The sequence below is a fragment of the Halomonas citrativorans genome (genome assembly GCF_014898005.1).
GTDB classification, from domain to species: Bacteria; Pseudomonadota; Gammaproteobacteria; order Pseudomonadales; family Halomonadaceae; genus Vreelandella; species Vreelandella citrativorans.
This window is the reverse complement of record NZ_JABUYX010000005.1, coordinates 128,149-149,158: the sequence shown is the minus strand read 5'-3', so window position 1 is coordinate 149,158 and position 21,010 is coordinate 128,149. Positions and strand designations below refer to the sequence as shown.

23 protein-coding genes are annotated in these 21,010 nt (G+C 53.1%); 19 read left to right on the top strand and 4 right to left on the bottom strand.

Going from position 1 to position 21,010, the window contains the following annotated elements:
• Positions 1–2: 2 nt before the first annotated feature.
• The 9 genes from INT20_RS08365 (at position 3) to INT20_RS08325 (ending at position 9,360) form a co-directional block, all read left to right on the top strand.
• Positions 3–566, top strand: coding sequence for a TRAP transporter small permease (locus INT20_RS08365; protein ID WP_193054767.1), 564 nt, complete (start codon positions 3–5; stop codon positions 564–566).
• On the top strand, positions 563–1,822 hold the full coding sequence (locus INT20_RS08360) for a TRAP transporter large permease (RefSeq protein ID WP_193054768.1): 1,260 nt from the start codon (positions 563–565) through the stop codon (positions 1,820–1,822). The genes INT20_RS08365 and INT20_RS08360 overlap by 4 nt, the downstream gene beginning before the upstream one ends.
• A gap of 8 nt (positions 1,823–1,830) precedes the next feature.
• Positions 1,831–2,733, top strand: coding sequence for an NAD(P)-dependent oxidoreductase (locus INT20_RS08355; RefSeq protein ID WP_193054769.1), 903 nt, complete (start codon positions 1,831–1,833; stop codon positions 2,731–2,733).
• A gap of 8 nt (positions 2,734–2,741) precedes the next feature.
• Positions 2,742–3,581 carry a sugar phosphate isomerase/epimerase family protein gene (locus tag INT20_RS08350; protein WP_193054770.1) on the top strand — a complete coding sequence of 280 codons (840 nt, stop codon included), beginning with the start codon at positions 2,742–2,744 and terminating at the stop codon, positions 3,579–3,581.
• A gap of 15 nt (positions 3,582–3,596) precedes the next feature.
• Positions 3,597–4,349: an SDR family NAD(P)-dependent oxidoreductase gene (locus tag INT20_RS08345; protein WP_193054771.1), complete on the top strand. Its 753-nt coding sequence runs from the start codon at positions 3,597–3,599 to the stop codon at positions 4,347–4,349.
• A 59-nt stretch (positions 4,350–4,408) separates the two neighbouring features.
• Entirely contained in the window at positions 4,409–5,128 is a 720-nt protein-coding gene (locus INT20_RS08340; protein ID WP_193054772.1) for a FadR/GntR family transcriptional regulator, read from the top strand.
• A 225-nt stretch (positions 5,129–5,353) separates the two neighbouring features.
• Positions 5,354–6,409 (top strand): AbrB family transcriptional regulator, encoded by a 1,056-nt coding sequence (locus INT20_RS08335; protein WP_192528520.1) that lies wholly within the window; start codon positions 5,354–5,356, stop codon positions 6,407–6,409.
• Between the two features lie 18 nt (positions 6,410–6,427).
• The gene (locus tag INT20_RS08330) at positions 6,428–8,296 is read left to right on the top strand and encodes an ABC transporter ATP-binding protein (protein ID WP_087106407.1); all 1,869 of its coding nucleotides are present in this window, start codon (positions 6,428–6,430) and stop codon (positions 8,294–8,296) included.
• A 56-nt stretch (positions 8,297–8,352) separates the two neighbouring features.
• Positions 8,353–9,360 (top strand): zinc-dependent alcohol dehydrogenase family protein, encoded by a 1,008-nt coding sequence (locus INT20_RS08325; protein ID WP_192528521.1) that lies wholly within the window; start codon positions 8,353–8,355, stop codon positions 9,358–9,360.
• A gap of 62 nt (positions 9,361–9,422) precedes the next feature.
• On the opposite strand, the gene INT20_RS08320 is transcribed toward INT20_RS08325, so the two are convergent.
• Positions 9,423–9,689 carry a hypothetical protein gene (locus INT20_RS08320; protein ID WP_087106403.1) on the bottom strand — a complete coding sequence of 89 codons (267 nt, stop codon included), beginning with the start codon at positions 9,687–9,689 and terminating at the stop codon, positions 9,423–9,425.
• A gap of 389 nt (positions 9,690–10,078) precedes the next feature.
• Entirely contained in the window at positions 10,079–10,810 is a 732-nt protein-coding gene (locus tag INT20_RS08315) for a YebC/PmpR family DNA-binding transcriptional regulator (protein ID WP_087106400.1), read from the bottom strand.
• A gap of 201 nt (positions 10,811–11,011) precedes the next feature.
• Here INT20_RS08315 and INT20_RS08310 point away from each other — a divergent pair, with 201 nt between their 5' ends.
• Positions 11,012–11,635 (top strand): LysE family translocator, encoded by a 624-nt coding sequence (locus tag INT20_RS08310; protein ID WP_192528522.1) that lies wholly within the window; start codon positions 11,012–11,014, stop codon positions 11,633–11,635.
• Between the two features lie 102 nt (positions 11,636–11,737).
• Positions 11,738–12,223, top strand: coding sequence for a glutathione peroxidase (locus tag INT20_RS08305; RefSeq protein ID WP_087106396.1), 486 nt, complete (start codon positions 11,738–11,740; stop codon positions 12,221–12,223).
• A gap of 38 nt (positions 12,224–12,261) precedes the next feature.
• Here INT20_RS08305 and INT20_RS08300 read toward each other — a convergent pair whose 3' ends face one another.
• A complete protein-coding gene (locus INT20_RS08300; protein ID WP_087106394.1) occupies positions 12,262–12,645 on the bottom strand; it encodes a DUF7079 family protein in 384 nt (127 codons plus the stop codon).
• A 157-nt stretch (positions 12,646–12,802) separates the two neighbouring features.
• Here INT20_RS08300 and fabV point away from each other — a divergent pair, with 157 nt between their 5' ends.
• The 5 genes from fabV to INT20_RS08275 all read left to right on the top strand — a co-directional run bounded on the left by fabV (position 12,803) and on the right by INT20_RS08275 (position 16,756).
• Positions 12,803–14,011, top strand: coding sequence for an enoyl-ACP reductase FabV (fabV, locus tag INT20_RS08295; RefSeq protein WP_193054773.1), 1,209 nt, complete (start codon positions 12,803–12,805; stop codon positions 14,009–14,011).
• A 205-nt stretch (positions 14,012–14,216) separates the two neighbouring features.
• A complete protein-coding gene (locus INT20_RS08290; protein WP_193054774.1) occupies positions 14,217–14,468 on the top strand; it encodes a hypothetical protein in 252 nt (83 codons plus the stop codon).
• Positions 14,469–14,627: 159 nt separating this feature from the next.
• A complete protein-coding gene (locus INT20_RS08285) occupies positions 14,628–15,191 on the top strand; it encodes a PRC-barrel domain-containing protein (protein ID WP_193054775.1) in 564 nt (187 codons plus the stop codon).
• Between the two features lie 225 nt (positions 15,192–15,416).
• Positions 15,417–15,764 carry a hypothetical protein gene (locus INT20_RS08280; RefSeq protein WP_193054776.1) on the top strand — a complete coding sequence of 116 codons (348 nt, stop codon included), beginning with the start codon at positions 15,417–15,419 and terminating at the stop codon, positions 15,762–15,764.
• Between the two features lie 152 nt (positions 15,765–15,916).
• Positions 15,917–16,756, top strand: coding sequence for a PRC-barrel domain-containing protein (locus tag INT20_RS08275; protein ID WP_193056780.1), 840 nt, complete (start codon positions 15,917–15,919; stop codon positions 16,754–16,756).
• 169 nt (positions 16,757–16,925) lie between these two features.
• On the opposite strand, the gene INT20_RS08270 is transcribed toward INT20_RS08275, so the two are convergent.
• Positions 16,926–17,513, bottom strand: a complete 588-nt coding sequence (locus tag INT20_RS08270) for a bactofilin family protein (protein WP_193054778.1) — start codon at positions 17,511–17,513, stop codon at positions 16,926–16,928.
• A 201-nt stretch (positions 17,514–17,714) separates the two neighbouring features.
• Here INT20_RS08270 and INT20_RS08265 point away from each other — a divergent pair, with 201 nt between their 5' ends.
• The 3 genes from INT20_RS08265 (at position 17,715) to INT20_RS08255 (ending at position 20,991) form a co-directional block, all read left to right on the top strand.
• Complete coding sequence (locus tag INT20_RS08265) at positions 17,715–18,317, top strand: bactofilin family protein (RefSeq protein ID WP_193054779.1); 603 nt, start codon at positions 17,715–17,717, stop codon at positions 18,315–18,317.
• A 309-nt stretch (positions 18,318–18,626) separates the two neighbouring features.
• The gene (locus INT20_RS08260; protein WP_193054780.1) at positions 18,627–19,601 is read left to right on the top strand and encodes a GlxA family transcriptional regulator; all 975 of its coding nucleotides are present in this window, start codon (positions 18,627–18,629) and stop codon (positions 19,599–19,601) included.
• Positions 19,602–19,776: 175 nt separating this feature from the next.
• Entirely contained in the window at positions 19,777–20,991 is a 1,215-nt protein-coding gene (locus INT20_RS08255; protein ID WP_193054781.1) for an aspartate aminotransferase family protein, read from the top strand.
• Positions 20,992–21,010: the final 19 nt, after the last annotated feature.

The following is a 21,010-nucleotide window of genomic DNA, read 5'->3' as shown; positions in this document are numbered from 1 at the left end:
TCATGACGCTCTCAGACGAGAGCCGCAACAGCGAAGCCGGCTTACCGGCTTCGCTGTTAATCGGCTCGAAGAACTTGATTTATCAAGTATCCAAGTGGTTGGCGATCATTTCGATCGTGACCATTTTCGTGTCCCTGCTCTCTGGGGTGGTCGTTCGCTATCTTTTCTCGACAAACCTTGGCTGGGCGACGGAAATTCCCAACCTGTTCTTTCCTTGGTTAACGATGGGCGCCATTGTGGCGGCTGCGGCTAGAAACGAGCATATCGGGATTGAGCTGGTGGTGGAGAAGCTACCAAGGCTACCCCGGAAAGTTGTGACACTCACTGTGAATGTGATCGCGCTGGTGGCCTTCAGCACTATGGCTTATCACGGCTTGAATGTGGTGGAGATTGCAGGCGGACAGCGCTTTCCCATTACGCGTCTTGGCATGTCTTGGGCGTATTGGTCGGTGGTTGCTGGGTTTGCAGGGCTCGCGCTTGTCTCGCTGATCAATAGTGCATTGGTTCTGGTGGGCGGTGAGGAGCAGTCCGACCCGCAGGTATCGCACGGGGAGGAAGGAATATGACAGTTCAAATGCTAGTGGCGTTTGTTCTTTTCTTGCTGATGGCAATGCCCGTGGGGTATTCGCTAGTCATTAGCGGTTGGGCGGCATTGTCGGTCTTCGGGCCCATGCCTTCCAGTATGGCGCTGATGAAGATTTTTCAACCAACGCAGAGCTTCCCACTTCTGGCGATTCCTTTCTTCATTCTGTCCGGTAGCCTGATGATGTCGGGCAAACTCGGCCAGAAACTGGTCGGGTTGGCTTCGATGCTGGTGGGCAAGTATCCTGGCGGGCTGGGCCAAGTCAGCGTAGTTGGTTCGACGGTGTTCGGCGGGGTATCCGGCTCGTCCGTAGCGGAAGCTTCGGCGCTGGGTTCAATGCTCATTCCTTGGCAGAAACGCGAAGGCTACCCCGGTGCGTTCGGCGCAGCGGTCACCTCGGCTTCCTCGGTCATCGCCGGGCTAATGCCTCCGTCGATTCCACTGATTCTGTTTGCCACGGTGTCCAACAGCTCGATTGCCTCATTGTTTATTGCCGCTGTGATTCCCGCCCTGATGCTGGCGGCCGGTATGATGCTGGCTTGTTATTTTGTGGGCAAGCGCCGTGGGTTTCCTCGTCTTAAGCTCAAGCACACGCGTGCCGAGATGCGCAGCACGCTGTTTACCGCACTACCTGCACTGTTGATGCCTGTTTTTATTGTCGTACTGCTAAGAGCCGGTATTGCCACGCCCACCGAGGTCAGCATTATCGCTGTGGCTTACGCGCTGATGGTCAGCGGTATCATCTATCGCGACTTGACCGGCGAGCGGGTGATGGCCGCACTGGCCAATACGGTGATCACCACCGGTATCGTGATGCTAATAATCGCGGCGGCCAATATCATCGCCTATATCTTGACCTCGGGTGGTGTGCCGCAAGCCGTGGCCCAGTGGGCCGTCGAGTATCTTCAACACCCGATTCTGATCATTTTGGCGATCAATTTGCTCCTGCTGTTAATCGGCATGTTCTTGGATCTACCCGCTGCGATCCTGCTACTGGGACCCACGCTCGTTTCCATTGCCAACGCGATCGGCCTGGATCTGGTGCAGCTTGGCATCATGATGTGCGTGAATCTGAGTATCGGTCTGTTTACACCGCCCATCGGCACTACGCTGTTCGTCTCAGCGGCGATTGCCCGTGAGCGCATCGGCGCGGTCGTCAAGGAGCTCGCTCCGTTCTATCTGGTGGCCATTATCGTGCTGTTGCTGGTCTCTTATATACCGGCACTGATCATCTACTGAGGTTTGGCATGCATAACATTGCTTTTGCAGGACTCGGCGCCATGGGGCGCCCCATGGCCACGAACTTGAAAAACGCCGGTTTCAGCGTGTTGGGGGTCGATGCCTTCGAGCAGGTGGAAACCGTCTTCAACGGCCAGACCACGACAGATGAGACGAAGCACCGCCACTTGAGCGAAAGTGAGGCGCTTTTCATCATGGTGGTAAACGCCGAGCAGGTACGCGCCGTGCTGTTTGGTAACCCAACGGATGACGAAGCTTCGAGCGTGATTAGTTCGCTGAAAGAGGGCGCCTGCATCGTGCAGATGTCGACCATCGCGCCGGACGACGCCGCTGGTATCGCCAGCGAAGTGGCGGCGGTGCGTCCAGACCTTCACTACGTCGACGCGCCGGTGTCCGGTGGCGTGGTGGGCGCCCAAGCCGGCCAATTGACCATCATGGCCGCTGGCAGCGAGGAAGCTCTTGGCCGATGCTCGAAAGCGTTTGATGTGATGGGAAAGGCGGTGTTCGTCGCCGGGCCCACGCCGGGCCAGGGGGCGGCCATGAAAGCCGTCAATCAGCTGCTGTGCGGCGTGCATATTGCCGCGGCCGCCGAGGCGCTGTCGCTTGCTGAAAAGAGCGGCATCGAGGCGTCGGTCATGCTTTCGATGGTGCAGGGCTCGGCCGCTTCGAGCTGGATGCTGGGCGACCGCGGCCCACGCATGATTGCCGAACCCGGCGAGGTTACCAGCGTCGTCGATATCTTCTGTAAGGACATGGGCATTGTCTGCGACTCCGCCAAGGGCGCCAAAGCGTTCACGCCGCTGGCGGAAGCCGCCCGGCAGATGTTCGTGGCAAGCTCCGAGCGGGGGGAGGGCAAGCTTGATGATAGCCAGGTCATCCGCACCTACCGACTGCTCAACGGCAAGGGATGAGGCGACCCATGGCAACGAGTTTTATATCCGTCAGTACCGCTGCCTACGATGGCTATGGGTTCGATGTGATCCTGCCTTCGCTTGCGTGGTGCGGGGTGACAAATGTCGAATTCGCGTTTATCGATGGGTACGTAGAGGCGTTTACTGATAGCGACTTTACCGAGTCATTTGCCAACGATTTGAAAAACGAAATGCGCCGCTATGGTCAGCAGTGTCATTACTTCTCAGGCCATATTGATCTTGGGCTTGAAAACGCGGCTGCCAGGCTCGAAGCGCGCTGCCGTTTTGCGGCTTCGCTAGGCGCGAGTTTTGTCATTACTAACGCGGCCACGTGTGAGCATGAAAGCACGTTCTTTAAGCAGGCCGCTACACTGGCCGCCATAGCGCGTGAGTATGGTGTGCGTATTTTGCTTGAAAACCCCGGTAACGGGGTGCCCAACGTGTTCGATAGCTCGGCGGATGCGTTGGCGTTACTTGAACGGTTGGGTGATGAGGCCTTCGGTATTAACTACGATATGGGGAATTTGCTCTCACACTGCCCTGGGCAGAATGCCCTTGTTGATGCCCGAGCGGCCATGCCTATCGCCGATCACTTTCATCTCAAGCCCTGTGCTCGACGCAGTGATGGGTTTGATTTTGTTTCATTTGGCGAAGGTGATACAGACGACAAAGCACTCGCTGCTGTGCTGCTTGACCAAGACAAGCCGTTCTCTCTGGAGCTTCCATTTCGACTGCATCGCGATGCTGGCGCTCAGCCGTGGCGCGATGAACAACCACTGCCGCTCGATAGAATCGAATCGCAGATTTTACGCTCCCTTGAGGAGCTGGCTTTACTTACCCAATATTAATAAAAGGAAAACGTCATGCTGCTTAAAGGTAAAGTATGTATCGTGACTGGTGCTGCAGGTGAAAAAGGCATTGGCCTTAGAACGGCGCGTCTCTTCTACGAGCACGGTGCTTCCATTGTTATTTCCGACATCAATGAGGCAGCCTGCGAGAAGGTACGCAGCGAGTTTGATGCTGACCGCTCGATGGTCGTAACAGGTAACGTGGTAAGCCGTGATGACTGCTTCAGCCTAGCGAAAGCCGTGATGGAAAGGTTTGGCAGAATTGATGTGTTGGTCAATAACGCTGGTATCACTCAGCCGGTTAAGTTTGAAGAGATTACGCCAGAAGATTACGACCGTATTTTGGACGTTAACCTGCGTGGCATGATGTATATGTCGCAAGCTGTCGTGCCGCACATGAAACAGAGCGGAGCTGGGTCTATCATCAATACATCATCGGTTTCTGCACAGCGAGGCGGAGGTATCTTCGGTGGCCCACATTATAGTGCGGCCAAAGCCGGTATGCTGGGGCTTGGCAAAGCCATGGCGCGCGAGCTCGGTGCATCTGGCATTCGCGTTAACTCCGTAACGCCTGGCTTGATTGCCACCGACATTACTGCTGGCAAACTTGATGATCAAATGAAGGCTAAAATTCTGGAAGGTATTCCGCTAGCTCGCTTGGGTGGGCCTGCCGATGTTGCCAACGCTTTCCTTTTCCTGGCAAGCGATCTCTCAAGCTACATGACAGGGACAACCCTGGATGTGAACGGCGGTATGCACATTCATTGACTATGATAAGCTACCCTTATGCTTAAAATACGGTATAGGGGTAGCACTTGGATGACGCTATGAGCCAAATGGATCCGAATCTTTTGGATAGGCTTAAGGAGTTTGTTTCTGTCTCCGAACTTTCCCGGGATGGCCGGTTAAAGATCCCGCCAGAAAGAGCGCTCTGTGAGCACTTTGATATGCACCGCTCATCGGTACGAAATGTACTTTCAGTATTGCATAGCCTTGGGTTCATTGAGCGCAAGCAGGGCAGTGGCACCTTTCTCAAAATGCCGGAGCCGGTGTTTATTCAGCTCTACTTTGAGCTGGCGCTAAAACTTAATTATATCTCTGTTGATCATCTTGAAACTGCCCGGGAAATGTTTGAAAAAGAGATTGTCCAGGCAGCCGCGGTCAACCATCAAGCCCATGAGCTAGAGCAGCTTGAAAGGCTCTGCAGCAAGATCGTTAATTCCACCGATGTACTTGAAGGTATTCAGGCGGATTACGAGTTTCATGAGCTGTTGGCGATTATGGCCAAAAATCCCGCTGTGTTGATTATTTTTCAAGGACTGTCATCGGTGCTTAAAAAAGTACTTCATCAGCGCAGGGTTCTTGCCAGGCAGTCAAAGGGCGCACAAAAGAAAACCAACGAGACGCATATCGCGCTTGTTGATGCTGTTAAAACCCGTGATCGCGAGTTGGCACGCCAAGCTATGCACGACCACTTTGAGACCTGGAATCAGCAGACATTACGCTCCTTCCCTCAAAAGAAAGCGCCTGCTTTTTCGATAGAGTAAGCGCTTATATTCCAAGGCAGCGGAGCTATTTTGATAGCCAGCGTAGCGTTGCTGCCTGCCTGATACACGTCAGTCTTCACCGCGTTAGCGCTGGCAATCCTGCAAGCAGCGTCGGCTTCCTTGCTATTGGTGTCCTTGTATAGCCTGGTCAGTGATAAACTATCGTTATATTTAGCGGGTTAATAAATTAACCCGCTAGCGCAGATTTCGGTAGCGAGGGCTGGTGTGAAAGGTGTTGTAAGTACAAGAAGTGCAAAAGGGCTGTTAACGTCGCTCATCGTTGGCGCGATAGGCGGCACGATTTTCCAACTTACCGGTTTACCGCTTGCCTGGATGCTTGGCCCTCTGGTTGCCAATTTGCTGGTTTCCTCTCGGGGCGTTAACGTTGTAGTGCCGGAGCGACTGCGTAATGTTTTTCTCGCTGTTATGGGGTTGGTGTTAGGCAGCCAGGTAACACCGGAACTCGCTCAGCGGGTGGTCGATTGGCCAATATCAGCCGTGCTGTTGTTAGCGGGCATTAGCGCCTCTACGGTGGCGGCCTCGGCCTGGTATCGGCGCTGTGGGTTTGATTCCGTCAGCGCCTGGTTTGCCGCCGCTCCCGGCGCCATGACCGCGATGATTATTCTGGGCGACAAATGTGGCGGCGACCCTCAGCGTATTGCTATTGCCCAGTCGATTCGCGTGATTTTGGTGATTTTAGTGTTACCTCCTCTTTTTTGGGCCTACGAGGGCGGGGACGGTGACATGGCGTTGCGGGCAAATGAGTTTGAACATGCCTGGATGCTGTTGCTTATCCCTCTGCTACTGCCGCTCGGGCGCTGGCTACGCTTTCCTACCCCCGCCTTATTGGTACCGTTGCTTACCGCTGCACTGCTTTCAGGGTTTGATATTGCAAGTCTTCGGTTGCCTGACTGGGGGATGAACCTGATGCTTTGGGTATTGGGCAGCGCAATCGGTTCTCGCTTTAAAGGCATGACGCGACGGTTATGGGGGCGCTATTTATGGCAGTCAGGCATTGCCACGCTGTTGGCGCTTATGGTGTTGGCCCTGTTTGCTGAGTTGATTCATCAGTTTGTGGGCGTTGGCCGTGATGTAGCCCTGCTGGCGCTGGCACCCGGCGGGGTTGGCGAGATGGCCATTTTGGCGGTGGCGCTTAATATTGATCCGGTATTTGTCGCATTTCACCACCTTCTTCGCATGGTGACGTTGATGGTCTTTGCGCCATTTTGGGCTCGCTGGCTTTTACGGCATCAGGCATCTAACCCTACTAATGATCGATAAGTAACGTAAGGAACGTTCATGTTTTCTCGTATGCTGCAGCCGCTATTTCGTTACTTTGAAACGCGCGTAGATCCTTACCCCATGGAGGATGTTCAAACACCGCCTAAAGGCCTATTGCCCTTCATCAAGCACTTCTCGCGCCCGGTATTGCCGTTGCTGATTGCCATGACGCTGTTTACTGCGCTGGTGTCATCCGCGGAGGTGCTTTTCTTTAACTACATGGGGCAACTGATTGATTGGCTGGGCAATGTAGAGCGTGAAGGCTTTTGGGCTGCGAATGGGCTTTGGTTGACCGGGGTCGGTGTGTTGATGCTTGTGGGGCTGCCGCTGTTGGTGCTGGCTCAATCGTTGATTACTCATCAAAGCATCTTCGGTAATTATCCGATGATTGGCCGTTGGCTCTCGCATCGTCATATGCTTAACCAAAGCCTGGCTTTTTATCAGGACGAGTTTGCCGGGCGGGTATCCCAAAAAGTGATGCAAACCGCCTTGGCGATCCGCGAAACGGTCACTAAGGTGATGGGCCTTTTGGTCTACGCGATTGTGTATTTTACCGGTGCGGCGATTTTGTTGGGGCGGGCCGATTTATGGCTATTGCTCCCTTTGGGGCTTTGGCTCATTGGGTATTTGGCCATCATGCGCTTTTTTGTTCCTCGGCTGCGTGATGTGTCCATGGCGCAGGCCGACGCCCGCGCGCAGATGACCGGGCGCGTGGTCGACAGCTACAGCAATATTCAAACCATAAAGCTATTTGCGGATACCGAGCGTGAGCAGCGCTATGCACGCGATGCCATGGAAGGATTCATGGAAACCGTGCATCAGCAGATGCGTTTGGTCACCATTATGAGTGTCTGCCTGACGCTGCTAAATACCGCGCTGCTGGTAGGCACGGCAGGTATGGCGATTAGCACCTGGTATTACGATGCCATTTCGCTAGGCGTATTAACCATCGCGATTGCGCTGGTGATGCGGATCCGCTTTATGTCTGACTGGATTTTATGGGAAGTGGCGGGCTTGTTTGAAAATATTGGTACGGTACAGGATGGCATGAACACTATCGCCCGCGAACCGACCATCAGTGATGTGCCCAATGCGCCAGCCCTCCATGTACCGGCGGGTAAAATTCATTTTGACGCGCTGCGTTTTGGCTATGAGCAGGCCAAAGGCGAAAGCCGAACCGTGTTTGATGGACTGAATCTGACAATCGCCCCCGGTGAGAAAATTGGCCTGATTGGTCGTTCAGGCGCGGGTAAATCGACCCTCGCTAACCTGCTGCTGCGTTTTTATGATGTTCAGGGCGGGCGCATTCTTATCGATGATCAGGACATCGCTCAGGTCACGCAAACCTCATTGCGTCACCAGATTGGCATGGTGACCCAGGATACCTCGCTTTTGCACCGTTCGCTGCGCGATAACATTCGCTACGGCACCCCACAGGCAGACGATGAGGCAGTATGGGCCGCCGTATGCCGCGCCCATGCGGATGCGTTCATTAACGACCTGGTGGATCCTCAGGGGCGTCGTGGGTTGGACGCACATGTGGGCGAGCGCGGCGTTAAGCTGTCGGGTGGCCAGCGCCAACGTATTGCCATCGCGCGCGTGCTGTTGAAAAACGCGCCTATTTTGGTATTGGATGAAGCCACGTCGGCGCTGGACTCTGAAGTGGAAGCCGCCATTCAAGAGCAGTTGGATACGTTAATGGAAGGCAAAACGGTTATTGCCATTGCCCACCGTCTTTCCACCATCGCAATGCTTGATCGGCTGATCGTGGTTGAGCAGGGGCGTATTGTAGAAAGCGGCACGCATACGGAATTGCTCGCTCAAGACGGTATTTATGCCGGGCTATGGAAGCGCCAGTCGGGCGGCTTTCTTGGGGTTGATATGTGAATTTTCTGATCCTCTGCTAACGTGTTCCAGACGACAGCTAAACCGGGAGATCGACAATGCAAGTGGTAACGCTACAAGCCCCAGGTGGGCTGGATAAACTTAATGTGCAGGATGCCACGGCACCTGGCGCACCTGCAGCGGGTGAGGTTCGCGTACGCATTCATGCAAGCTCGCTGAATTTTCATGATTACGGCGTAGTGGCGGGCAAAATGCCGACCACTGACGGCCGTATTCCCATGTCGGATGGAGCGGGTATTGTTGAAGAGGTAGGTGAGGGAGTATCCGAGTTTTCAGTGGGTGATCGCGTAGTATCGACATTCTTCCCTCACTGGCTGGAAGGCCCTGCACGCGTTGCGGATTTTACGACGACGCCTGGCGATGGTGTCGATGGCTACGCCTGTGAACAGGTGGTTCGCCCTGCGCAGTGGTTTACCCATCAGCCGAAGGGGTATAGCCATGCTGAGTCGGCAACGCTCACTACTGCAGGGTTAACGGCATGGCGTGCGCTTGTGGTGGATGGCGGCTTAAAAGCAGGCGATACGGTATTGGTGCTGGGCTCTGGCGGTGTATCCATATTTGCGCTGCAGTTTGCACGCATGATGGGCGCCCACGTTATCGCGACGTCGTCTTCCAACGCGAAACGTGAGCGGTTACGTGAATTGGGCGCTACCCATACGATTAACTACAAGGAAACCCCTGAATGGGGCAAGCAGGTTAATGAACTGACGGATGGGCAAGGTGTTGATCATATTGTCGAAGTAGGCGGACCTGGAACGCTGCCGCAATCTATCGAAGCGATCAAAATTGGTGGGCATATCTCATTGATTGGTGTGCTGACTGGCCGCCAGGGAGACATTCCAACCGCGAAGCTAATGGCAAAACAGGCGCGTTTGCAGGGCCTGATTGTGGGCAGTCGCCGCCATCAGATAGAGATGATCAAGGCTATTGAAGCTAACGATATGCGCCCCATTATTGATCGAGAGTTTGAATTAGCCGAGATTGCGGATGCCTTTCGCTACCAGGAGGCGGGCAAGCATTTAGGAAAAATTTGTTTAACGTTCTAAAGGCCTTCGCTTGCGATCTTTACCAGCACTGCCCGTAAGGGGGTGCTGGTAGAACGATGCGATTATTCTGCTAAACGGCTATACACCACGCCCTTAATTTCAAGCTCCCAGATATGCTCATAAGGCACGGTGATGCTATCCACTTCATCAGGATCATCGTGACTTTTGTGTAGCTGTTTTTCGGGAATGACCGTTGCATCCATTTTACGGGCGAGCTGAATGCGCGCGCTAAACCGGTTGCCAGCCTGGTCAATGAGAACGCGCTCTCCCGACATACATTTTTCAAGCTTGGCGTAGAGCTCTGCCTCGCTAACATGAACAATACTCATGGTCGCCTCCTGCGTAACATGAAATGGTTGCGGATAATGGTTATCTCTGAAGATGTCATTTTAGTCGATAAGTTCGAATAGCTCCGCAGTGATTTATCCTCAAAATACTAACCTTGTTCTTGTTTAGTGTATCGACCGTAAACCTCAGGGCGTTCGTTGTTTGATGGCGCCTCCTCATCAAGCGCTTGTCCATAAAGAGCGACAGCGTTTAGCGGTGTACTGTCGGGGCTGTTGGGTGTGGCAGCAGTTTTGGTTTATTACCGATCTAACCGTGCGGGGGAAGCAGGTGCTGAGCGATGCCGGTATTAAGCCTGCGCTGTTGTCACCAAATGCTGCGCTGGCCGTCAGCAATACGCTGACGGCCACTTTAAACGTACCGATCGTGCTATTTACGCTGTCTCTTCTGGCAACTCAGCGCTGTGGAAGACGTTTTGTACATCGTCCAGATCGGTGAGCATGCCCACAAATTTTTCAAATAGCGCCACGTCATCGCCTTCGAGCGGCGTGGTGTTTTGCGGCAGAAACTGAATCTCATCAATTTCAAAATCGAGCTCACCGAACGCATTCAGCAGGGCTTGCTTGGCTTTAGAATATTCGGTGTGTGGCGCATAAACCGTAATACGCGCTTCTTCCTGCTCAATGTCGGTCACATCAACATCGGCTTCCATCAGCGCTTCAAGCACCGCCTCTTCTTCCTGGCCGACAAACGCAAAAATCGCGCAGTGATCGAACATGTGGCTAACGCTGCCGGGGGTGCCAATCTTGCTTTTCGTTTTGGTAAAGCAACCGCGTACATCGCCAAAGGTGCGGTTAGGGTTATCGGTTAAGCAGTCGACAATCACCATGGCGTTACCGGGGCCAAAGCCTTCGTAGCGTGCTGGAGAGAAGTCTTCGCCACCTGCGCCGCTGGCCTTGTCTAGCGCTTTATCAATAACGTGCGAGGGAACCTGATCTCTTTTCGCACGCTCTATTAAACCGCGCAGGGCAAGGTTACCGTTCGGGTCTGAGCCGCCTGCTTTTGCAACGACATAAATTTCACGCCCGTATTTGCTATAAACCTTGGTTTTTGCGTCGGCCGTTTTAGCCATCGATTCTTTACGGTTTTGAAACGCCCTACCCATATCGGAGTCCTTTATTAGCCGTGCCACGCCTGTTTTGACAGCAGGCGTCATTTTCATCGAAAAAGGGGCAAATTTTACCCAACAGCGTACCATGCTAACAGCGTTATTTAAGAGAGACGACGTTATACAGCAAGCAACTCAGCCGGTAACGGCATTGGCGCATGTAGACGACGATTCATTAACAAGTACAAAGAGGAAAAAATGCCGTTTTCACTCTGGTTGTCACTCGCGGCTATCTGCGCCATGGGGGCTATGTCGCCCGGGCCCAGCCTCGCTCTGGTTTTAAAACACACGTTGGGCGGTGGGCGGTTGCCAGGTATTACCGCTGCTTTATTTCATGCGGCTGGCGTCGGGTTTTATGCGCTTTTGACTGTCTGGGGGCTGGGCGCGTTAGTTACTCGTTCGCCTGACGTTTTTCAACTGATTACCTGGGCGGGCGCCGCCTATTTAGCCTGGTTAGGCATCAAGGCGTTACGGGCTGGCAGGGCGGGGGTGATGAGTCAACAGGGGGTGGTAACCACTCGCCGTCAGGCGGCCAAAGAGGGGATGCTCGTGGCGCTGGGTAATCCCAAGCTGATTATCTTTTTTGTAGCGTTGCTGAGCCAGTTTGTTACTCCTGATATGAGTAGTATGGCAAAGATGATCGTCGTACTAACCGCTATGCTTATTGATGGTGGTTGGTACGTGCTGGTGGCGGTCGGCTTGTCGCATTCGCGGGTACTGCCTTGGTTGCAGCGCCATGCGCACTGGATAAATCGATTAACCGGCGTGCTACTGATTGCGCTGGCGCTGCGCGTTGTCATGGGGCCCATTACCATAGGTTAATAGGCCGTTGTGCTTGGCAATAATCGATATAAGGCGCTGGTGCCATCCCTGTAGCCGTGGCAAGGTAGTGTTTATATCGCCTGGAAGGTGTAAGGCTTAATAATGACGATTTACGATCAAGACTGTTACACCCACCAAGGGCAGCCGTTTAATTTACGCGCGCTGCGTGGGCAAGTGCTGTTGGTAGTTAATGTGGCCAGCCAGTGCGGATTTACGCCGCAATTAAAAGAGCTTGAGGCGTTATACCAGCGTTATCGTGACCGCGGCTTCACCGTGCTGGGGTTTCCCTGCAACCAGTTTGGCCGTCAGTCGCCAGAAAGTGCCGAAGCATTTTGTGCGTTTGGTGAGCAAACGTACGGGATAAGCTTCCCTCTGATGGAAAAAATCAGTGTTAATGGCAACCACGCACACCCGCTATTTGTCATGCTGAAACAACAGGCGCCCGGGGTTTTGGGTACCCAAGCCATTAAGTGGAATTTCACCAAGTTTCTGGTTGGGCGCGATGGCAGGGTCATTGCCCGTTTTGGCCCGCGAGATCATGGGCAACCCTTACGCTTGGCATTGGAAGCGGCGCTGGATCGTGAATAGGTCATTGGCCATCAACGAATCAGAGTGTTGACGGCGGCTTAATGCTCTCCACGGGCAACCTTAACGCGGTTCATAAGCTCGACCCAGCGGTGGCGTACCATCATGGTGGTTAGCCCGGAAAAAAGCGCCCAGCCTTTGCGCCGCCACCCCTTTAAGCGCAGGTTATGACTCACTAGCTGTTGCATCAGCTTATGGTCATCAAATTTTCGCCATTCGCTGGCAATCGAAAGTTGATGGCGCGACATCACCGGGGCTAGCTCCAGGCGAAACATCCACTCAAGCTCCATCAGCGGCATGTCGTACTGGTTAATGACCTCGACCATGCGGGCGTAATCCCGTTCGCTGGGTTCGCGGTCTAGCCATAAGGGGGCCAAGGCAAGCCAAAGGTCGCCGCGCTCGTCGACTAGTTGCTGTGCGTTCATGATGGCCTCGCAGGCATTTAAAAGAAGGGGCACTATCCTGCCGTGAAAGGCAAATAAGCTCAAGAGCGGACAGCGCCCGCCTGGCAAGCTAAAATAGCCGCCATGCTTACAGCATTGTCATGCTGATAATGAAATCAATCCGATAGTGAGGTTCGATGTGATTATTAAACCCAAAGTACGCGGCTTTATCTGCACGACTACTCACCCTAAAGGCTGCGAGCAAAACGTGCTCGAGCAGATTGAAGCAACCCGCGCGCGTGGTTTGGATAAAAGCGCCGGCCCCAAAAAAGTGTTGGTGATCGGGGCTTCCAGCGGTTACGGCTTGGCTGCTCGGATTACCGCTGCCTTTGGTTACGGTGCTGATACGCTGGGCGTGTTTTTTGAAAAGCCCAGCAGTGAAACCAAAACCGGTACGGCGGGATGGTACAACAGCGCAGCGTTTGACAAGTTTGCCAAGCAGGAAGGCCTTTACAGTAAGTCTATCAATGGCGACGCCTTCTCTAACGAAGCGCGTGAAAAAGCCATTGAACTGATCAAACAGGATATGGGCGAAATCGACCTGGTGGTGTACTCACTGGCATCCCCCGTGCGTAAGCTGCCGGATAGCGGTGAACTCAAGCGCTCAAGCCTGAAGCCGATCGGTGAGACCTACCGCGCTACGGCTATTGATACCAATAAAGACCGGATTATCGAGGCAGAAGTGGAGCCTGCCACCCAGCAGGAAATCGACGATACCATCACCGTGATGGGTGGCGAAGATTGGGAATTGTGGATGGACGCACTGGACCAGGCGGGCGTATTGGCCAAAGGCGCACGCAGCGTGGCGTTTAGCTATATCGGTACGGAAATTACCTGGCCGATTTACTGGCACGGCGCCTTGGGTAAAGCCAAGGAAGACTTGGATCGCGCGGCCACGGCGATTGATGACAAGCTTAAAACTAGCGGCGGCGGCGCTAATGTCGCGGTACTCAAATCTGTTGTTACCCAGGCCAGTGCAGCTATTCCGGTGATGCCGCTGTATATCGCCATGGTGTATCGCATCATGAAAGAGCAGGGCGTACACGAAGGCACCATTGATCAGCTCAATCGACTCTTCGGTGAACGGCTCTATGCTGCAGGTCAGAGCGGTGATATGGCCACTGATGATAAAGGCCGTCTGCGTCTGGATGATTGGGAGCTGCGCGACGATATCCAACAGGCTTGCCAGGATCTGTGGCCGGAAGTGACTACCGAGAATCTGTTTGATATCACTGATTACGCTGGCTATAAGCATGAATTCTTAAAACTGTTCGGCTTTGAGCGTGATGATGTTGATTACGACGCTGACGTGAACCCTAACGTTGCGTTCGATGTGGTTAATTTATAAACCGTTAAATCGGTAAGCGACTTGCTTACCGATTTAACGAATTGCCGGGCCTTTGTGCCCGGCAATTTGCGTTTGACGCGTAAAGTCCGCTAGCGGCAGGCGCAAAATCAATCACTGTTAAATGTTTACTGCTGGATACGCAAGTCCTTGAAGGTTCTGCCATGGTTAAAAGCAGAGTGTTACTCGCTTTTACCATGGAGGAAATATGACCCGTACCGCACGAGTGGAGCCAGTTAGCGAAGATAAGGGCGACGCGATCATCGTATCGGGTTGGCGCGTTGTCGATGTTACCGAGCCTGATGCCCCTCAAGAAATATCCCGCCACGACACTGAGCCGCAAGCAATTGAGGCAGCGCGCCGCTTTGAAGCCGAAACTGCCCACGAACCTGGTTCAGCGCCTGATGATACTCAGGATTACGATGCGTCTGATCCCAACGCAGGCAAAGACGTTTCGTAACAGAGTCGTTTCAGCTGCGGGTCAGAAGATGCCATGCACAAACGATGTCATGAAACTGATTGGATAAACAGGCAGCGATTATCCCGCAACTGGCGGGTATTGGTGATTTTCAATTCGCTCAACTAACTTGTAAGAGTGTGGCACTCAAGGAGAGACAGCATGAAACGGACTACATTAGCGATTGCAATTGCAGCTCTTTGCACTGGAATGTCCAGTGGCGTGTTTGCTGAGGATAACCAGCAAGAGAATGGTCAATCAGAAGGTGCGCTGGAACAACAGGAAGAGGCGGTCGATGAGCAGGACGACGCTCAGGATGAGCAGCCCGCCGCTATGACAGGTGGCAACGCGGCGTCTTCCTCGGATGTTGACCAGGAGGAGAGTGATGATCCGAACGACCTAATGTCTCGCCAAATAAGTGATATCGAAGGCATGACAGTGGTCAACATGCAGGATGAAGAAATTGGCGGTATTGACCGGATCGTTGAGCATAAAGAGTCTGGCGAACTGTATGCGGTTATTTCCATTGGTGGCGTATGGGGAATCGGTGCCGATGAAGTGGCGCTGCCATTAGATGAAATTGAGATGAAGGACGACCAACTGGTTACCAACACCACCTACGGTAGTGAAGAGATAGAAGCGACGGCAGAACAGTATGACGAAGACAATTTCAGCCAGATAGATAACAGTATGACCGTAACGCAGGCCCAGCAGCATCCTGATTAAGATACTGTCATGAGAATGGCCATCTAATGCCTGAAAGGCCATAACACTTTGTTCATGAGTTCGCCTTGCCTTGTATAATGAGGCAAGGCGTTTTTTTGGTCGTTAAACGATTATTAAGATCGTTATTAACTTTCATACAAGTTTTAAGAAAGATGGTTTTTTATTGTTACTTTTTTCCTCCGTTGGCTAACGTTTGAAGAGTGACTCATCCAAGGAGGACATCATATGAACCGGACAATAGTAGCCATTGCTATCGGTGCTATCTTTACGAGCATTTCAGCAGCCGTGTTGGCCAATGAAAATGATGCATCACAGAGCGACGGTCAGATGACCCAGCAGCAGGACAACTCAACAGCCGGACAGCAGCAAAGTACGGACACTCCCCGTAACCAGGAACAGGATGATACCGAGCGTGAAACCGGTACCCAAGGGCCTCAACAGAGTTCCGAAAGCGACGACCTGGATATGCCTGACCAGGCCGATATAGACAGCGACGATACGCAGAATGAACAAGGTGGTAACCGCTTGGAAGTTTTGAAAGATGAGGATGCCGACCAGACCACGGTTGAATAGTATAAAACCTCACCATTGTTTCTTGACGAGTTTTACTAAGTAAGCGGTGATAATATACGTGTTAATTTTTATTATAATTCATCGTTAGCTTTGCTCTTAGGCGCTTAGGTCTACTAGCTTTTTAAGTGCAAGCCAACACAAGGAGCAATATTATGAAACGGACAACACTAGCCATTGCTATTGGTGCGATTTGTGCAGGACTTTCAGGCGGCGCTCTGGCTCAAGACGCTAACCAGAACGACACTGACAATGCCGATCAAATGACGCAGCAGCAAGATGCTACGGCGCAAACGCAGCCACAAGGCACAGAAACTGACAGCCGTGCTCAGTCTCAGCCTAATGGCGACGAAACGATGGACGTTGAAGTCGACCAGGAGCCTGCTGAAGTAAAAGTTGAACAAGACTCTCCCAATATTCGAGTAGAGCAGTCAGAGCCGGACGTGACGGTCGAGCAGCCTGAACCCAACGTGACGATTGAACAGCCCGAGCCCAACGTTACCGTTGAAGACGCTGAGCCTAACGTTACTGTTGAGCAGGGTGGCGAGCCTGACGTTAACGTCGAGCAAGCCGATGATGCACAGGTCGACGTTAATAGCGATGACGATCAAGAACGCCAGCAGGCTGCCCAGGATAATTGTAACGACCAGGATGGCAATAATTCATTGATGTCTCACCCGGTTAGCGAGCTGGAAGGTATGGCCGTCATTAACCAGGATGGCGAAGAGATCGGTGATATTCAACATATCGCTCAGCACAACGACTCTGGTGACCTGTTTGCCATTATCTCAGTCGGTGGTATCTGGGGCTTCGGCGCGACAGAAATCGCTTTGCCGATGGATGAAGTGGAGTTCCAGGATGAACAGCTCATCATGAATACCACGTATGGCAGTGACGAGATTGAAGCGTCCTCAGAGGATTATGTCGAGGATAATTATACGCAGGTCGATAGCGATATGACGCTATCCGAAGCGAAGCAGAATCAAAACCAATAAGCGATTTGATCGATAAGCGGCTTAGATGCTGACAGGAAGGGCAGGGCGTTCGCGCCTTGCCCTTTTTCTATTGATGGCTCTGTCCATCAATACGATGTATCGCTATGCCCATCACTTCGGCCCTCAAATACGATCAGCGCTAGCCAGGTGCGACTGTGGGTTTCGATACTTAGGCTTTTACCTCTTCCTGCTCTGCAAGGCTGGTCTCTTTATCAGCAGATGACTCTTTGGTGGTCGCTCGCGTACTAACACCTGATGCATTACCTTTCGCCGGTAGCTTTTTGGTATGGGTGGGCGCGTCATTAAAGCTGTTTTTTAGCATTTCATTGTCGGCGCTCATATCAATGCTGCCGTGGAAAACGCTGCCATCTTCAAGCACAAGGCAGGGCGATACGATGTTGCCAGTCACTTGGGCGCCCTTGTGGATCGTTGCGCGGTGTAAAGCGATTAAATTACCTTCTACTTCGCCGGATACGTGCAAGGTATGAGCAAACACATCGCCTTTAAAATAGCTATTTGCGCCTAATGTGACGGTGTGCTGTTTGCAGGTGATAGTGCCGCTAACACGCCCTTTTACGGTCAAATCCTCATCACTATTGATGTCGCCTTCTACTTGCGTATGGCTACCGATAATGGAGGTGCTGGGGCGCGCATTGCTGCTGGTTGGCGTGCCCGTTAGAAGCGTGTCACTTGAGTCTGGTGAGCTGGGCGGCGTCGTTTTTTGCTCGGCAGTTGCATTCTTGGCTTTATTAAACATCGTTAACTCCTGGTAAATGTCGGCCTGGCGCTTTTAAGACGCACGCGTTGAGCATAAAAAGTCATTGAATACTTTAATCTGCTTAACGGCTGGATAAAGCTCAGAATTAAGCCGAGTGGGGGAGGTTATTCGCGCCGCCATAAAAATAAATCGCATATAACCTTAGTCTGGGCAAAATATTGACAGTGGCGGGACCGGTGTATGGGTATTCAAGCATGGTTTATTCTTATTGGTGTTAGCGCAATGACACTGATTGTATGGGATGGCAGGCGCCGTAAGGCAAGGCAGCGCGCTGAAGGCTCATACTCTTCAGGTGACGTGCCTCAACCGTCGCCTGCTGTCTCTCTCGTTTCTGACATCGCTGTTGAACAGTCACCACCTAAAGCCACCGTTACACCACTGGTGGCCCCGTTAAAAGAGGGCAGCCGAATTGGGGCGGCCACATCGATTACGGGGGATATCACCGCCAACGAGCCCGTGCTGGTTAAAGGGAACGTGCAGGGCAGAGTCGTCGCGTCGCAGCATTCTTTAACGGTGAATGCATCAGGGCAAGTAGCACCCTATATAGAAGGTGGTTTTGTCACCGTTGATGGCCATGTTTCAGGCACGCTGAAAGCGCATGCCAGGGCCACCCTGCTGCCACAAGCAACTGTACAGGGTGTGATTGATACGCCATGTTTAGAGTGTGAAGCGGGTGCCTGGCTTCAAGCACGTGTTAGGCATCACGCCGTTCAGCAGAACGTTACTGCGATGGTTTCCTGGGCTCTGTCTGAAAGGTGTCTGCGCTCGACAATACGGCGTTAAAAATTGGCTCGTGCGCGAGTCCGATCAAAATACTCATTTACACATGTAAACTCCGTTTTTTCGCCAATTTTTGCCTTGTCTTGTCTTCGCTCGTCGACTTTTCAGACAGACCCTAAGACGTTTTCCCAGAACGGGCCTCAAGACCGTTTTAAAGAGTAGGATCGCTACGGTCTCTCAGGCCTCAGCGCTTTATCTTCATAGCCTCAGCCCAGCGTACGGCGATGCCTTTTTCTATTGGGTGCTATCAGGCACTGCCCAAAACGTCACAATTGGGTAAGATGACGTTTCATTTACTGATGGCGTTTTGGCATGCAGCTCAGCTCTTTGTCTCCCCCGTTAACACTTGCGCGCCAGCGCATTGGGGTATTACTGCTGCCTGGCTTTTCCATGCTCTCACATGCCAGTGCCGTCGAGCCGCTGCTGATGGCTAATCAGCTTAGCGGCCAGGTGCTCTATCAGGTGTTTACGCTCAGTACCGATGAGCAGCCGGTGCGAAGCAGCGCTCAATTATCCTGTCATGCTGACTACACCCTGGAAGGGGCACCGCCTCATCTGGACATGGTGCTTATCTGCGCGCCTTCGCCTCTGCCCTATGCGTTACCGGCCAAACTAATGGAGTGGCTGCGCCACCAGCCAAGCCGAACGATGCTGGGCGGATTGGCGGGAGGGGCTGAGGTGTTGGCCCGCACGGGATTGCTGGAAGGCTATCGAGCGACCTTACCTTGGCAACGTTTTGCAGCCTTTTCCCAAGCGTATCCTCAGGTGGCGCTGTCGCAACAGCTTTTTGAGATCGACCGCAACCGGATCACTTGTGCCAGCGGTACGGCGGCCATGGACATGATGCTGACGCTGGTGCGCCAACAGCAGAACAATCATCTGGTTGAACAGGTGTCAGAGCACTTTATGTGTGAGCGAATTCGCATGGCCGATGAGCGCCAACATGTGCCGCTGCGCCACCGCTTGGGTCACGCCCCGCAGAGCCTGGTAGACGCTGTGACGCTGATGGAAGCCAACATAGAAGAGCCGCTTTCGACCCTGGAGCTGGCTGAGCATTTAGGCATTTCCCGCCGCCAGTTGGAGCGCCTGTTTAAAAAATATCTTCAGGCGGTGCCTAGCCGCTATTACCTCAATTTGCGTTTGCAGGATGCCCGTAAACAGTTGCGTGAAAGTGATCGCTCGGTAGGCGATATCGCGTTTGCGACGGGGTTTTCCTCGGCGGCTCATTTCTCAACGGCTTACCGCAATCATTTTGGATTAACCCCACGGGAAGAGCGTTTGAGCTGATGCACGCCCACGTCGCAAAACCTGCAGTAACGCATTAGCACCAGAGACCTCCCTTCAGAAATAATCTGAAATATGGGCAGCATTACATAATTTACCGTCACATTACTGAAAGCGGGTGAGCTTGCTCGCCCCGTATACTGATATAACTGATTGACTCAACGAGAGGGACTGACCCATGAGCACGACCCCAACCCGGCAGGATTTTGATCACTACATGACTCCCAACTATGCGCCGCAGCAGATTATTCCGGTGCGCGGAGAAGGCAGCCGCTTGTGGGATCAGCAGGGGCGTGAATATATTGATTTTGCGGGCGGTATCGCGGTGAACTCGCTGGGTCATTGCCATCCCGTGTTGGTGAATGCCTTAAAAGAGCAGGGGGAAAAACTTTGGCATCTCTCCAATATCTATACCAATGAACCCGCGCTTAAGCTGGCTAAAAAGTTGGTTGAACGGACCTTCGCTGACAAGGTGTACTTGTGCTCTTCTGGCGGTGAAGCCAACGAGGCCGCACTGAAGCTGGCGCGCCGTTACGCGGTAGACCATTACGGCGAAAAGAAAGACAAGATCATCTCCTTCAACCAATCCTTCCATGGCCGCACGCTGTTTACCGTGAGCGTGGGTGGTCAGCCCAAGTACTCCCAGGGGTTTGGTCCAGTGCCTGGCGGTATTTTGCACGCTGAGTTTAATGATCTTGACAGTGTGCGCGCTCTAATGGGCGATGACACGTGTGCGGTGATGGTCGAACCCATGCAGGGTGAAGGTGGTATTTTGCCCGCGACGCCCGAGTTTCTAGACGGCCTGCGCGAGCTGTGCGATCAGCACAATGCGCTGCTGGTATTTGATGAAGTGCAAACCGGGGTTGGCCGTTGCGGTACGTTGTATGCCTATGAGCGTTATGGCGTAACGCCCGATATTCTCACCAGTGCCAAGTCGCTGGGTGGCGGCTTCCCGGTTGGCGCGATGCTGGCAACTGACAGCGTCGCCAAATCCCTCGCGTTTGGAACCCATGGTTCTACCTACGGCGGTAATGCCTTGGGCTCCGCGATTGCGTTGGCTGCGCTGGAATTTATCGATACGCCAGACGTACTGGAAGGCATTCAAAAGCGCCACGACCTGTTCCGTGAGCAGTTGGAAACCATTAATCGCAAGCATGGCGTGTTTAAAGAAATTCGTGGCATGGGACTGTTGATAGGTGCCCAGATGTCGGACGCCTATGAAGGCCGCGCCAAGGATATTCTGCCGCTGGCCATCGAAGAAGGCGTAATGGCACTGATTGCAGGTCCTAACGTGCTTCGCCTGGCGCCTTCACTGGTGGTGCCGGAGGCAGACATTGCTGAAGGTATGGCCCGTTTGGAGCGTGCGATTGAGCGCCTTGTTGCCAACGCATGAATTCGACCACGGCGACATT